The organism is Parabacteroides goldsteinii DSM 19448 = WAL 12034, from assembly GCF_000969835.1.
Classification (GTDB): Bacteria; Bacteroidota; Bacteroidia; order Bacteroidales; family Tannerellaceae; genus Parabacteroides; species Parabacteroides goldsteinii.
Genome location: NZ_KQ033913.1, coordinates 2,111,528 through 2,126,806, shown reverse-complemented (window position 1 = coordinate 2,126,806; position 15,279 = coordinate 2,111,528). Strand labels below are relative to the sequence as shown.

Below are 15,279 nucleotides of genomic sequence, written 5' to 3'. Positions count from 1 at the left end.
TTTGAGACCTTCGCCACTTATCGTAGCAACTACCATGTCCTTGTGGACATCTATTCCACAACCCCGGAGGATGACTTGTTCAAAAGGTACTGTTTTCATTGCATTCGTTTTTTCGAGTGAATGACACTAAAGTAAACAATACCCCCCTATTTACATTCTCTTGGACGAAATTTATTTCATGGATGTTTCATGGTATTAGAATTAAGTTAGATTAGGTTATCCGTCTTGTCCGCGAGGATAGGGCGGTTTTTTTTTAGGCAGTCTTTATCAGCTTTTCGAGTGACTTCAGAAATTCACGGGTTGGTTCGATATATCGTTCTACATCGTCGGCAGTCAGATCATAAAGATCGTCATAATCGCCGGATTGTCTCATTTCAAACAGTCATAACACAATCCCTTCTTTTTCTACATTTTTATAAAACGGAGTGAAGCTGCGTTTCAGCCAGTCGTTAATCGTATAAAGTTTGGGACTTATCATTTCGTTAATTTTCCAACCTAGTTCGTACAAAGGATAAGAGATACGGTCGAAATCGTCTGGGTCCAATTTGTTTTTGTCGACTAATATAAGGATGTCCCAATCGGAGTCTGAACGGGCATCATTCCTGGCTCGTGAACCGAAAAGAATTACTTTGGCACCGGGAGCCACTTGAAGAAGTGTCTCTTTAATTTTAGCTAATACAAGTTCTTTCGTATTTTTCATCCGGATGTGTATTTAACAGTTCTGTGCAAATATAAGTAATTCGGTTGAATATAGTTGATTCGTCGGTTATATATTTATCCTCCCTTGTATTTCGATGCAGCCAGTATTTCCTGTGCATTATCGTTTTTCATCAATGCTTCGGGAGTTGTATTTGTTTCTTTTATGTACTGTTCAATGATTTGCAGTCCGACCCAGCTGCCGATATTTCCGGGAGCATCGCTTGTCAGGAATTGGGCAGGCATGTCTTCGAAATATTTCATGGTGTTCATCTGGTCCGGTGTATATAAATGTTTCCGTTCGACAATGGCTTTCCATATATTGGCTTCGTTATTTTTGCACCATTCCCAGGCCTCGTCTGTATAACCGAACAAAGCGGCCGGAGTCATCTCCGGTAATGCTGATAAAACCAGGTATTTTATTTTGCCTTCATAGATCATCCGGTCGAGCAATACATTTTCATTGCCGTTAAATGGGTATTCGGACATCAGCCAGCCGGCGATGTAATCGGGAACCACATGTGAGGGTTGCATCTTACGGCGTTGATAGTCATAGAAAAAGTCCTGATACAACGGATAATCTTCTCCCATATATTTGTCGATGGAGAGTGATAACAGACTGTCGCCGACCAATACGTTCTGGTTGAATCCGGAAACGTGCATGTACAAAGCCGGAATTTGCATAGTCGGGAATTTATCCTGTATCCAGGCGAATGCGTTGCCGAGCGATTGCTCTGTCTCTGTGACCGAATCATATTTTTTGATTGCATCCGCATAAAGATTTTTCAGGGTTGGTTCGGAATAAAAGTTTTCCAGTTTATTGAAAAAGCCGGGCATTTCCGGCGATTGCATATTCAGGATACCTTTACCCAGAATCTCTGTCATCAGCGGATATTGATTCAATAGCTGTTGGTTGAGCGTCGTATCGTCGGAGTTTATTAGCTGGAACAATGCTTTGTCGAACCGGTTGATCGGCATCGGAGTGGCTGTCGTGATATTGTTTGCATTTGTATTTTGTCCGTTACAGCTGCAAAAGCCGATGGTCATAAGGAATGTCAGAAGTATTTTGAAGTTCATCGTTTTTGTCTTTATGTTATGTATTGACTGATTTCTCTGTCTTTTTAATACGTTAAAAAATATTACCCGGTATACTATTTTCAAATATCCGGTATAGTAATCCGAATTAGTTGGTATAGTAGTGACAAAATGATAAACGGATAATTAACGGTTATATTGTATGGAAAACTTCTTATTACTACCTTTGCATCCCTTTTTGAATATCCATTATGCAATTTACGAATAAACAAATTTGGCAGATTACCTATCCTGTACTCATCAGTTTGCTGATGGAGCATATGATCGGGTTGACCGATACGGCTTATCTGGGCCGGGTAGGAGAGGTTGAGCTGGGAGCTTCGGCACTGGCGGGAGTTTATTATCTGGTTATTTATATGCTGGGATTCGGTTTTAGTGTCGGAGCACAGGTCCTGATTGCCCGGCGCAACGGAGCACAGGATTATACCCGGATCGGACCGGTTTTCATGCAGGGAGCACTTTTCCTGTTATTACTTGCTGCTACCTTATTTACGGTTTCCCATTTCTATTCACCGGTGATTCTCCGGAAGCTGATCGGCTCGGATGAGGTTTACCAGGCGACCATGAGTTATATCGATTGGCGTGTCTACGGGTTCTTCTTCTCGTTCATAGCGGTGATGTTCAGGGCGTTTTATGTCGGTATCACCAAGACTAAGATACTGACGGCCAACTCTGTCGTGATGGTGCTGACGAATGTGGTGCTGAATTATATCCTGATATTCGGTAAGTTCGGTTTCCCGGCTTTAGGGATTGCCGGAGCGGCGATCGCTTCTTCTATTTCTGAGGCGGTGTCGGTGTTGTTCTTTATCATTTATACCTGGAAGAAGATCGATTATAAGAAGTATGGAGTGTTTAGTTTTACCGGAATTGATTTCCGGATGTTGAAACAAATATTGAGTGTATCGATCTGGATAATGGTGCAACATGGTATCGCGTTTATCGGTTGGTTTATCTTTTTTGTAGTGATGGAGCATCAGGGGGAACGTCCGCTGGCTATCACGAATGTAGTACGGAGTATTTCGTCTTTCCTGTTTATGTTTGTCAATGCGTTTGCTTCCACGTCGAGTTCACTGGTGAGTAACCTGATCGGTTCCGGCAAGTCGGACCAGGTGATGGGATTGTGTGGGCGGATGATAAGGCTTTGTTACTTTTTTGTGTTGCCGTTAGGGATATTGATCGCTTTATTTCCGGATTTGGTACTGCGTATTTATACGGATAATCCGGACTTGATACAAAGTTCTGTTCCGTCCCTTTGGGTCATGCTTTCTTCCTATATATTGGCGGTTCCTGCTTTTATTTATTTCTTCAGCGTTTCGGGAACCGGGAATACACAGGTTGCATTATGGATCGATATGGCAAGTATTTTAGTCTATGTATCCTATACGTTCCTGGTCGGTGTCTGGTTACATGCCGATGTTGCGGTTTGCTGGACAACGGAACATGTTTATAATGGGATGCTGTTTATTGCATTCTTCTATTTGTGGAAAGGTAATTGGAGGAATAAGAAGCTATAGTTCATCCTCTGTAAAAACATATATGTTTTGAAATCAAAAGTCCCTAGTTTTGTAATCAAAAGTAGGGACTTTACATTTTAAAAGATAGGTACTTTTTGGGGAAGTTTGCCGATAGTTTGTAACTTGCTTTAACACATTTACATTTGCAGTATTAAATATCCTAATAAAAATATAAGTGTATATTTGAAAAGAAGAGTTGCAGTGAACTAACTTTGACACTAGTCTTAAATGACTATGGGCTGAATCAGACTGCAACTCTCTTAATTGGAGAACCTAGCCAGTTAGAATTGTAGGCTCACGACCTAATAAATGTATTAGCTGTTTCTCCTTCATGTTTAATACTGTAAATACAAAGTTATGAATTATTCTCATTTTGTAGGTCTTGATGTAGGGAAAAAAACTTTCGATGCATCCTTAATGTCTGCGGACGAAAAAGAGTTGTCTCACAAGTCTTTTGATAACACTTCAGAAGGGATCCAATCTTTATTAGATTGGATAGCAGGTTATCATCTCTCTTTATCCAAACTCTTGTTCTGTGCTGAAAACATGGGAAGTTATGTCACAGAGTTATCTGTTTCCAGTGCCTCTATGGGTTTTTCCCTAGCTTTGGTTTGCCCGTTGACCATCAAGAAGTCCATAGGCTTGCAACGAGGCAAAAATGACCGCATTGACGCTAAAAGAATAGCGAACTATGCGGTATTACACTATCGAAAACTAGAGTTATACAAATTGCCTGACAAAGACTTGGTGAGACTGCGGGGATGGATTATTATACGTGACAATTTGGTCAAGCAAAAAGTATCAAGCATAAAGTTATTGGAAACATTCTCCCAGATGGCCAAGTTGGCTGATGTGACAGACTCCATTTCTTTTTTGGAAGAGCAGCTCAAGTCGATAAAAGAAAAGATCCTGCAGGTGGAAGAGGCTATGGAGCAACTAATAGCCGCTAGTTGTTCTCTTTGCACAAACTACTTGTTATTAAGAAGTATAAAAGGTGTAGGGATAATCAATGCCATTGTATTACTGTGTGTTACTAACAATTTTCAAAGATTTGACAACCCAAGGAAGTTTGCTTGTTATTGCGGGGTTGCTCCCTTTGAACATACTTCAGGTATTTCCATACGGGGAAAAACGCAGACTTCTCCATTGGCTAACAAAGAAGTAAAAGTGTACCTTACCCGGGCAGCTATTACTGCCATCTCTTGGGATCCGCAGATGAAAGCATATTATAAAAGGAAAATAGCGGAGGGGAAACATAAAGCATCTGTAATCAATGCTGTAAGAGCCAAAATCATAGCAAGGTCTTTTGCTGTGATACGAAGACAGACTCCATTTGTAACATTAGTCGTATAATAAAAAGGCCCTTAATTTCGAAAACATCTTAGATTTAGGAAGTAGCTATACACTTCTGAAGAGTAATTATGTCTATATACGAACTTACCCAAGGATACGTTAATGTTCGTAAACTTGGGTAAGATTTTATAGATATTGTTTGGAGAGGACTTAGAATTCACCCCCTTCCCCCTCTCGAGAGGGGAAAAGTTACTCTCCCGTTATAAAAGAAAGATTCATCTCTTTACAATGTAATCTATTTACAGATATGGCAGGTTTCTCTTTTGCCATATTTTTTCACAATTTCATATTTGTTGTTTAAAGGTATCCTCAGTCCTTGTGGAACTATGTTAATTTAATCCGGATTGTTAATTGTTACAAATATCCGTATTAAATAAAAATCACAAGTTACAAAAATGATATTTAATATAATAAAACTGGCACTATCCCTAAATAAGTTTCGAAAGTCATCTTGAAAACAGATATGTAATCCACGGAATCTTTTTGTGTTAACTATGTGTTAAATTGTTAATGTATTGATATACAATGCATGTCTTCTTTTTTGTGTTTCTGATATTAACATAGTTCCACAAGAACTAATAGTCAGTAACATAAATGAAATAGCTTATGAAGACATAAAATGAACCTATTCAATAGTATCAGTAATTAACATATTTAATTGTTAAACTTAATATCAATATAATGAATAAATCTATATGCAGTAATATAAAAGGAAAAGCTGTATCCCTAACTATTCTATGTGTTTTTAGTTATACAATATCTTTTGCGTCGGTTAATGTAGGAGTAGATAGGGGTAAATCAGCTTCAAGTAGGATTATTCCGAATCAGAGTCAGGCAACCTTCAATTTAAAAGGAAAAGTAATTGATGATATGGGAGAGCCTCTTCCCGGTGCAAATATAGTTCTCGTTGGTGGCACAAGAGGTGTTGCCACAGATATCGACGGATCATTTGTGATCAGTGTTTCGGTTGGTGAGAAACTGACTGTTTCTTATCTGGGTATGGAAGATCAGATTGTAACGGTCAAGGATAAGAAGGATCTTGTAATCACAATGAAACCCAAAACGGATGAATTGGAGGAAGTGACCGTCGTTGCTTTTGCCAAACAAAAGAAGGAAAGTGTTATCGGATCTATTACAACCTTGAATCCATCGGAATTAAAAGTTCCTTCCAGCAACCTGACTACGGCAATGGCCGGACGTCTGTCCGGAGTGATTGCCTATCAACGAAGTGGCGAACCGGGAAAAGACAATGCTGAATTTTTTATTCGTGGTGTGACTACTTTCGGTTATAAAAAAGATCCTCTCATTCTTATTGATAACAATGAGGTTACTACTACGGAATTATCCCGCATTCAGCCGGATGATATCGCTTCTTTTTCTATTATGAAGGATGCCACAGCAACAGCCCTTTATGGGTCTCGTGGTGCTAACGGTGTTATTTTGGTAACGACGAAAGAAGGAGCGGAAGGGGCCGCCCAGGTAAGTATCCGGTTGGAAGGTTCTATGTCGCAACCGACAAAAATGGTGGAGCTGGCCGATCCGATAACCTATATGCGTCTTCATAATGAAGCCGTTTTGACACGTAACCCGATGGGGGCACTACCTTATTCGCAACAGAAGATAGATAATACGATTGCCGGTGTGAATCCGTACGTTTATCCGGCTACGGACTGGTATAACGAACTATTCAAGAATAATACATTCAACTACCGTGCCAACTTTAACGTAAGTGGTGGTGGTAAAGTCGCTCGTTATTACATTGCCGGCAGTTATATTTCGGATAAGGGCGTATTGAATGTCGATAAAAAGAGCAGTTTCAATAATAATATCAACTTGAAACGATATATGCTTCGTGCCAATGTAAATATCAATGTTACCAAAACGACAGAAGCTGTCGTTCGTTTGAGCGGTGCATTTGATGACTATACCGGACCGATAGATGGTGGCGATCAGCTGTTCGCGAAAGTAATGCGGACTAACCCTGTTTTGTTCGCCCCTTCTTATCCGGCTGATGAAGCAAATCAGTATACCAAACATATATTATTCGGTAATGCAGACAAGGGACAGTATAATAACCCGTATGCAGATATGTTGAAAGGATATAAAGATACGCAAACATCTCAGATGGCAGCTCAGTTCGAATTGAAGCAGAATTTGGATTTTATCACAGAAGGATTGTCTCTTCGTGCTATGTTCAATACAAATCGATATGGTTATTTTGATGTGTCTCGTCAATATGTACCATTCTTCTATAGAATAGGTTCCTATAATAAGTTGGAGGATACTTATATTTTGGCCCCCCTTAACGAACAGGATGGACGTGAAACATTAGACTTTGTTCCCGGTAATAAAGTAGTTAGTTCTACAACTTATTTTGAAACGGCAGCTAACTGGAATCAAACTTATAATGAAAAGCATGCTGTCGGTGCTATGTTGGTTTTCACACTTCGTCAATCCCTGACTTCCGACGCCAATACATTACAACTTTCATTACCTTCACGTAATGTGAACTTTGCCGGTCGTGCTACTTATGCTTATGATTCGCGTTACTTCCTTGAAGCAAACTTCGGTTATAACGGTTCCGAACGTTTTGCCAGAAAGGAACGTTTTGGTTTCTTCCCTTCAATGGGACTTGGTTGGCTTGTTTCTAGTGAAGCGTTCTGGAATGACGATTTGAAGAAAACGATTAACAAATTGAAACTGAAAGTCACTCACGGGTTATCCGGTAACGATGCGATTGGCAGACCTGAAGATCGTTTTTTCTATATTTCGGAAGTAAATATGAATAGCGATGGAAAGCAATCGTCGTTCGGTACTTATGGAAATTTTGGAGGACGTACGTTGAATGGTGTTTCGATCTCTCGTTACCCGAACGAGGATATAACCTGGGAGACTGCCCGGAAAACAAACCTGGGTGTAGAGTTAGGACTATTTGATAAATTGGAATTGCAGGCGGATTATTTTATGGAATCCCGTTGGAATATTTTAATGTCACGTGCTTCTATTCCTACAACTATGGGGCTTCAGGCTGATGTAATGGCTAATGTGGGAAAAGCTAAAAGTAGTGGTATCGACCTGTCGTTGAACTATAACCATATGATTAATAATGATGCCTGGTTGACGGGGATGGCTAACTTCACTTATGCAACCAGTGAGTTTACTGCTTATGAAGAGCCGGATTACAGTGCAACGCCTTGGAAGTCGAAACTGGGGACTTCCCTGAATCAGAATTTCGGTTATGTGGCTGAACGTTTGTTTGCAGATGAAGAAGATATCCGTAATTCGCCGAGTCAGTTTGGTAATTATATGGCCGGTGATATCAAATATAAAGATATCAATAACGATGGTAAGATTACCGAATTGGATATGGTACCGATGGGTTATCCAACCAGTCCGGAAATTGTGTATGGTTTCGGTCTGTCCGGAGGATATAAACAATGGGATTTATCTTTCTTCTTCCAGGGATTGGCTCGGGAATCATTCTGGATCGACACATCAACGGATAACGGAACTCTACCTTTCCTCAACGGACAGAATGCTTTGTTAAAAGCATATGCAGATGATCACTGGTCTGAAGATAATCGTAACCTGTATGCTTTGTGGCCACGTTTATCTTATGAAGCTGTAGAGAATAATCAGAAACCGTCTACCTGGTTTATGCGCAATGGTTCATTCTTGCGTTTGAAATCATTGGAGTTCGGATATACAGTTCCGACCAATGTACTTAAAAAAGTCTTTGTAAAGAACTTTCGTATCTATTTCAGCGGCACGAACCTGCTTACATTTAGTCCTTTCAAATTGTGGGATCCTGAAATGGGTGGAAATGGTTTAGGATATCCGGTTCAGCGTGTATTCAATTTGGGAGCTCAGATTTCCTTCTAATGAGAGTTGTAACGAGTTTTGTCTTATTTGATTCTATTAATCAATAAATTAGTTTACATGAAAGCATTCTATAAAATATTAATGTTTACAGCATTAATACAGGTATTTACCTCGTGTGACGGTTATCTGGATTTAGTACCGGATAACGTAGCAACGGTTGAGTCAGCTTTTACGAATCGAGCTGCAGCCGAAAAGTTTTTATATACTTGTTACAGTTATCGCCCGCAGTGGGGGGATTTATTTAATGACCCGGCGATTAACGGTGGTGACGAGACATGGCAGTTCTATCCGATAGCATCACATGTATTTCCAACGTTTACATCTTCTTATCTACAACGTGGTTTTCAAAAACTAGATGATCCTTATCTGAATTTTTGGGATGGTCTGCAAGGTGGTAAAGGCTTATTCATTGGTATCCGTGATTGTAATATCTTCTTGGAGAACATAGCTAGTACGGTTGATTTGGAAGAATCTGAACGTATTCGTTGGGTTGCTGAAGTGAAATTCTTAAAGGCATATTATCATTATTATCTGTTGAAATGCTATGGTCCTATACCTATTATAGATGAAAACCTACCAGTTTCTGCTTCACCTGAACAGGTTGCGGTTTATCGTGATAAAGTGGATGATGTGGTGACTTATGTAAATGATCTGATTTTGGAAGCTTTGCCTGATCTGCCGGATTATAAAGACATGGTTATGAGTATTGAAGGCGGTCGTGTTGATAAACAGATAGCTTTGGCTGTTCGTGCAGAGATGTTGGTAATGGCTGCCAGCCCTTTGTTTAATGGTAATACAGAAATGGCAGGACTGATAGATAATCGCGGGACAGTCTTGTTTAATCAAACGTATGATCCTGAAAAATGGAAAATTGCTGCAGATGCTTGTAAAGAAGCGATAGAAGCTTGTCATGGCGCCGGAAAGAAACTGTATACGGAAATTGAACCGATCACAGTGACTCAACATCCTGTGTTCCAATTGCAGACCATGTTGCGTCAGGTTGTTTGCGAACGTTGGAACTGTGAGTTGATATGGGGAGGTACGAATAGTCAATGCAGGGATCGTTCCTATCATTCGACCCCTCGTGTTGTACGTATCGATGCAGGAATAATCAATACAATCAGTGCTCAATGGGCTCCGACAATTAAAACAGTGGAACGTTTTTATACATCCAATGGTGTCCCTATGAATGAAGATAAACAGTGGAGCAGAGAGGGATGGTATGATAAACGCTATGAATTACGTTCGGAACCTTCCTCCGGAGATGAGAAATATTTTGTAAAGGAAGGACAACGTACTTGTTATATGCACTATAACCGTGAACCTCGTTTTTATGCCAGCATAGGTTTCGACCAGGGAATCTACTACGGAAACGGGAAAAACGACTTCGAGTCATGTAACTATACCAACTTTTTAAATTTGGGGTGGTCCGGTTACCAAGGGGGTAGTTCCTATTCTATAACCGGTTACGCTCCGAAGAAAATGGCCAGTTATAAAAACGGTGTTACTAACAGTACTATTGCAGAACCGGAATATTACCCTTTTCCTGTTATCCGTTTGGCTGATCTTTATTTGCTTTATGCGGAAGCATTGAATGAATATTCCGGTCCTTCGGCAGAAGTGTATGAATATATAGACCGGATTCGTGAACGTGCCGGATTGGAGGGGGTAATAGATTCATGGAGTAAATATTCTACCGATCCGTCTAAACCGACGACAAAAGAAGGTTTGCGTAATATTATCCATGATGAAAGAACGGTTGAGTTTGCTTTTGAATCCAAACGTTATTGGGATATTCGTCGTTGGAAGCAGATCGATACTTATAATATACAGCCTCAGGGGTGGAATATCATGGGTGAGACACCTGAAGACTTTTATAAGTTGCAGAATGTGGCTGAAGTTCCTGTAAAAGTTACGGTGAAAGATTATTTTATGCCTATCCGGGAGACGAATATTATTACTAATAAAAATCTTGTACAAAATTACGGTTGGTAATAAATTCAATATCTAATACATTATAATAATGATGAATATGAAAAATAAGATTATACTGTCTGTCATGACGCTAGGTTTGATCACTTGGTCATGCAGCGAATCTCCAATAGGACAGCAACCTATAGATTCCATTGCTCCGGGGGCTGTCTCGAATGTGAATGTAAAAAATATTCCCGGAGGGGCTATTCTTAGTTATACTTTACCGGATGATGAAGATTTGCTTTATGTTAAAGCCGTTTATAACTTAAAGGAAGGGTTGGCTGAAGCTAAAAGTTCTCTTTATACGGATACGATCAAGGTGGTGGGTTTTGGCGATATGGAACCGCGTGAGGTTTCGCTTATAGCAGTGGATCGGAGTCGTAATGAATCTGCTCCAGTGAAAGTAACGGTGAATCCTGAAGAACCTCCCGTGTTGACGATCGGTAAGACACTTGATTTGGTACAAGATTTTGGGGGGGTACAAGGACTGTGGACAAATAACAACCGGGATGAGGTGACAGTTCATATTGTACGTAAAGATGAATATGGAGATTATCAACCCTTGGAAACATTTTATACGACTGTTATAGAGGGGAGTGGAGCTGCCCGTGGTTTGGATACTATTCCAATGGATTTCGGAATCTACGTGAAGGATCGCTGGGGAAATATCAGTCCGACTCTTTATAAAGAGTTGACACCTATGTTTGAAACCTCATTCGATAAGACTAAATGGTCCGATGCTAAATTACCGAACGATATTGGTGAAGGAGCTGGTTGGGGGATGTCTCGTATATGGGATGGCATTTATGGTCCAGGTGATAATGGTTTTAGTTCGCCGGGTGGAACCGGGGTTTGGCCTCAATCGATTACTATTGATTTAGGAGCGGTAGGTAAGATCAGTCGTTTATTACTCTATCAACGTGGAGATGCTTATATTTTTTCTGAAGGAAACCTGAAACAGTTTGAAGTTTATGGTGCTACAGATCTGGATCCTACAGGTAATTGGGATAGTTGGACATTGTTGGGTACTTTCGAATCTGTAAAACCTTCAGGGCTTCCTTTAGGTCAGCATTCTTCGGAAGATGATGACGTTGCTCTTGTGTCCGGCGAGAATTTTATTATGCCGTTGGATGTTCCACCTGTTCGATGGATTCGTATAAAAGTGCTTAGAACTTGGGCAGGCGGTGATAATTTCCAGATAGGAGAACTGTTTGTGTTTGGTGACAACAGATCTGAATTATATCAATAATTATAAAAAGAACAGTTTATGAAATTCAATAAAGTATGTTTTGCATTACTGATGCTATTGGCAATCGCCAGCCAGTCATGTACGGATATGAATGATCTTACTGACAAGTATCTTGACGAAGGAGAGATCGTTTATGCCGCAAAAGTGGATAGTGTAGGTGTTCGGGCAGGCGAGAACCGGATTCAATTAGACATTTATGTAAAAGCTCAACGTGTAGAGAATTTACGCGTTTATTGGAATAATTATGAAGACTCTGTCGATGTCGAGATCGGTGGAAAGACTGGTGTTTTTCCTGTTATACTCGATGATATGCCGGAAAGCGGATATCTGTTCCAATTAGTCAGCTTTGATAAATTCGGTAATCGTTCGTTAGAGTTTGAAGCTACCGGATCTTCTTATGGAGAGAACTATAAGAACGGACTTTCTAACAGAAGTTATACAACTGAATTTACCCGTTATGATATGGAAGGTGATTCGATGGTGATTTATTGGGGAGGAACAGTCAGAGGGGCTGTCGGTATGGAGTTGCAATATACCGATATTTCTGATAAAACGGTCCGTATGGAAGTTCCGGCTGATGCTTCTACTACTACCTTATATAAATTAAAAGGAAATGTGAGTTATAATTTACGTTTCCTGCCGGAAGAGAATGCCATAGATACTTTCACGACTGTTTCTAAAAGTATACCGATTTATTATGAAAGCCCGATAGACAAATCCAGCTGGAAGATTGTCGCTTTTAGTTCGGCTTCGGCTTCTCCTGAATGGCCGGCAACGAATGCTATCGATGGAGATATTAATACTCCGTGGCATACGGAGCATAATCCAACGGCTCCTTTTCCTCATTATTTTATAGTGGATATGGGAGAAGTGATTGATATATCGAGTTTTGAAGTATATCGTCGTATGGACGACTCCGGTGGTGCCCAACCGACACATCAGATATTCTATGCCGAATCGTTGGCTGATCCGACAGACAGTAATGATATGGGATGGAAGGACTATGGCGTTTACTCTTTAGATAATGTAGTCGATATCCCTCAGTTTTCAAGGGCGGCTAATGTTGTTAAAGCACGCTATTTCATGTATTATGTAGGATCAAACTCCCGCTCATCATATGCTTATATCGGTGAGATCGGTGCTTATTCTCCGGCTGGTGATGGCTTGATTCATTAGGCTTTATTTATTATTCGGCAGTCAACAGTAACTGATTCACGGTTAGTTACTGTTGACGCTGGATTTTTTAGAATAATTTTTGCTTACCGTTTTATCAGAACCGTCAGGCGTAACGAAAGATCGAAAAAGACCATTTTGGCATTTACATTCTGGGTAATATGCCGTTCTGCTTTTGCCAGCTCTTCCATGATATCGAATACATTCCGTTCGTTAACGAAAGGGGCGAATTTTACGGCAAAACCGGATTCGTCCATATTCATATAATTCAGGTCCGGTGACTGGAAACGGTACATAAAGTTTTCACGGATCAGATGCTGGCAGTATTGCAGGAAGTTCTTTTGGCGTTCGCGTCCGATGCCGGCAAGAACATCGGCCATCGCTTTCATCCCTTTGACGTTACGTGCCCAGGAGTTACGCATCATCGCCTTGAACTGCTCCAGATAGAAACTGTTTTCTTCACTCAGGCTGATCGCTTCTATGGCTTTCAGATAACTCCCGTTTGCCAGGTGAGCCACATGTTTTGCATCGTCCGGCGCCAGTCCGAATCGTGTTATCATAGCAGCTGTTATAGCCTCCGGGTGGATGGAACGGACATTGATTCGCTGTGCACGTGACAGGATCGTTCCTAAGATCTGGTCCGGTATTTCCGATACCATCAGGATGACGGTATTCAAAGGAGGTTCTTCTATCACTTTCAGAAGTTTATTCGCACAGGTCGGATGGAGCTTTTCGGGCAGCCAGACCAACAGGATACGATAAGACGCCTCGTATATTTTCAGATTCAATTTACGGATGATTTCGTCACTTTCCTTCGAATAGATGATGGCCTGCGAATTGCCGGCATCAATGTAATCCAGCCATCCATCGATATTGAAATAAGGACGTTCTTTCAGGAAACCGCGCCATTCGGTCAAATAATCGTCGCATACTTCTTTTTTCTTTTCCTTTTTGGCAACGATAGGGAATACAAAATGCAGGTCTGGGTGCGCCAGTTCGTTAAACTTCAGGCAGGACGGACATCTCCCGCAGGCATCAGTCTCGGTCCGGTGCGTACAGTTCAGATAACGGCCATAAGCCAGTGCCAGAGGAAATGCTCCCGCACCTCCCTGTTCCGTGAATAGCTGGGCATGAGGCACAACACCTGTTTGTGCTGAATGGATAAGCTGTTTTTTTATCTCTTCCTGACCGATTATATCTTTGAAGTACATGAATGTTCCTTTTGTATTATCAGAACAAAGGTACAAATAATCGGAAGAAATAGGAAATACTGGCTTCCGTATATATCCGGAGAAGGCTTTTATTTGTCTTCTTTCTTTGGAATATAATCTCCCAGGTTGATCTTTATGTTAGTACGCTGGCAGGCTCCTAATATGCCGGTGCCGTTATTTACATTGGTATAAACACGAAGCGGTTCGGCCAATCCTATGTTAGACAGGCTACCGGATAAAGTGCTGGCACTGATTTTTTCCAATGATAACAAATATTGATAATAAGATTCGGAGAGAGAATACAAGTTAATACTTCTTTCTTTCAAATCCTGAACACTATAATGTGCCTGTATCAGCTCTTTTACCTGGATGGTATATTCTTTTCCATCAATAAGTTCGTCGGTAAATACACGACCGCCCCGTCCGTCTACGCCGTCATAGCCTAACGTCCCGTCGATAGTGGAATTTACACTGTTGAATATGGGGTCGATATATTGAATGTCTCCTTCCACCCATAACTGGTAGTAATTCGCTTTACCCGGTGTGTCCCTGAAGGTTATGTAATACTGAAAGGCATAATATTCATTATTATAAGTTATATTGCCAGGGGTATTATTTTGTATGCTGTAAGGATCTCCGGTTTCTTTCCGGCAACTGACCTCTATCTTTTCGATCGGAACCCGTTGAGGAACGACGTCTTCTGCCCATGCAGATCCGTACTCGGGTGTGGTAGCCACTAGTTTGACTTTATCACCGGCCTGCGGAATGACCGTCGATACGAAAAAGGTATCCGGTGCTTGATGCTCTTCGACACTATCCAAAGCCTGCCATTTCATATCTTCTTTGTAAGTTCCGTTTATGTAAAGTTCAACCTTTGCATTTCTTAATTTTATACTTGAAATTTCTGTTTGCCCGTTCCAGCCATTGTATTCAGGTTCGAGATTGTCCAGATCTGAGAAAAAATAGGTGCGGGTAATGCTCGCCCGGATAACGGTATCGGGGGATATAGGGCAGTTAATGACGATTTTAGGGGTAGTACGATATTTCTCCACGTCAATTTCGCGGTAACAGGAAGTCAGGATAGATATGAAGCCTGACAGGGCAGATAACAGAAGTATTTTTGTTTTCATCT

10 protein-coding genes are annotated in these 15,279 nt (G+C 40.8%); 6 read left to right on the top strand and 4 right to left on the bottom strand.

Going from position 1 to position 15,279, the window contains the following annotated elements; genetic code table 11:
* Positions 1–382: 382 nt before the first annotated feature.
* Both HMPREF1535_RS21560 and gldB read right to left on the bottom strand, forming a co-directional pair.
* Complete coding sequence (locus HMPREF1535_RS21560) at positions 383–700, bottom strand: nucleotidyltransferase domain-containing protein (protein WP_007658361.1); 318 nt, start codon at positions 698–700, stop codon at positions 383–385.
* A 74-nt stretch (positions 701–774) separates the two neighbouring features.
* Positions 775–1,773, bottom strand: coding sequence for a gliding motility lipoprotein GldB (gene gldB, locus HMPREF1535_RS21555; RefSeq protein WP_010802651.1), 999 nt, complete (start codon positions 1,771–1,773; stop codon positions 775–777).
* Between the two features lie 209 nt (positions 1,774–1,982).
* Between gldB and HMPREF1535_RS21550 the strand changes: the two genes are divergently transcribed.
* The 6 genes from HMPREF1535_RS21550 to HMPREF1535_RS21525 all read left to right on the top strand — a co-directional run bounded on the left by HMPREF1535_RS21550 (position 1,983) and on the right by HMPREF1535_RS21525 (position 12,939).
* Positions 1,983–3,305, top strand: a complete 1,323-nt coding sequence (locus HMPREF1535_RS21550) for an MATE family efflux transporter (protein WP_046147425.1) — start codon at positions 1,983–1,985, stop codon at positions 3,303–3,305.
* Positions 3,306–3,662: 357 nt separating this feature from the next.
* Entirely contained in the window at positions 3,663–4,658 is a 996-nt protein-coding gene (locus tag HMPREF1535_RS21545) for an IS110 family RNA-guided transposase (RefSeq protein ID WP_046145281.1), read from the top strand.
* Between the two features lie 681 nt (positions 4,659–5,339).
* Positions 5,340–8,540 (top strand): SusC/RagA family TonB-linked outer membrane protein, encoded by a 3,201-nt coding sequence (locus tag HMPREF1535_RS21540; RefSeq protein WP_046147424.1) that lies wholly within the window; start codon positions 5,340–5,342, stop codon positions 8,538–8,540.
* 57 nt (positions 8,541–8,597) lie between these two features.
* Complete coding sequence (locus tag HMPREF1535_RS21535) at positions 8,598–10,535, top strand: RagB/SusD family nutrient uptake outer membrane protein (RefSeq protein ID WP_046147423.1); 1,938 nt, start codon at positions 8,598–8,600, stop codon at positions 10,533–10,535.
* 37 nt (positions 10,536–10,572) lie between these two features.
* The gene (locus tag HMPREF1535_RS21530; RefSeq protein ID WP_007658356.1) at positions 10,573–11,763 is read left to right on the top strand and encodes a DUF5000 domain-containing lipoprotein; all 1,191 of its coding nucleotides are present in this window, start codon (positions 10,573–10,575) and stop codon (positions 11,761–11,763) included.
* An 18-nt stretch (positions 11,764–11,781) separates the two neighbouring features.
* A complete protein-coding gene (locus HMPREF1535_RS21525) occupies positions 11,782–12,939 on the top strand; it encodes a DUF4998 domain-containing protein (protein ID WP_046147422.1) in 1,158 nt (385 codons plus the stop codon).
* A gap of 83 nt (positions 12,940–13,022) precedes the next feature.
* On the opposite strand, the gene HMPREF1535_RS21520 is transcribed toward HMPREF1535_RS21525, so the two are convergent.
* Together HMPREF1535_RS21520 and HMPREF1535_RS21515 are read right to left on the bottom strand one after the other, a co-directional pair.
* A complete protein-coding gene (locus HMPREF1535_RS21520) occupies positions 13,023–14,147 on the bottom strand; it encodes a DNA polymerase III subunit (protein ID WP_007658352.1) in 1,125 nt (374 codons plus the stop codon).
* Between the two features lie 89 nt (positions 14,148–14,236).
* Entirely contained in the window at positions 14,237–15,277 is a 1,041-nt protein-coding gene (locus HMPREF1535_RS21515) for a DUF4249 domain-containing protein (RefSeq protein ID WP_046147421.1), read from the bottom strand.
* Positions 15,278–15,279 lie beyond the last annotated feature (2 nt).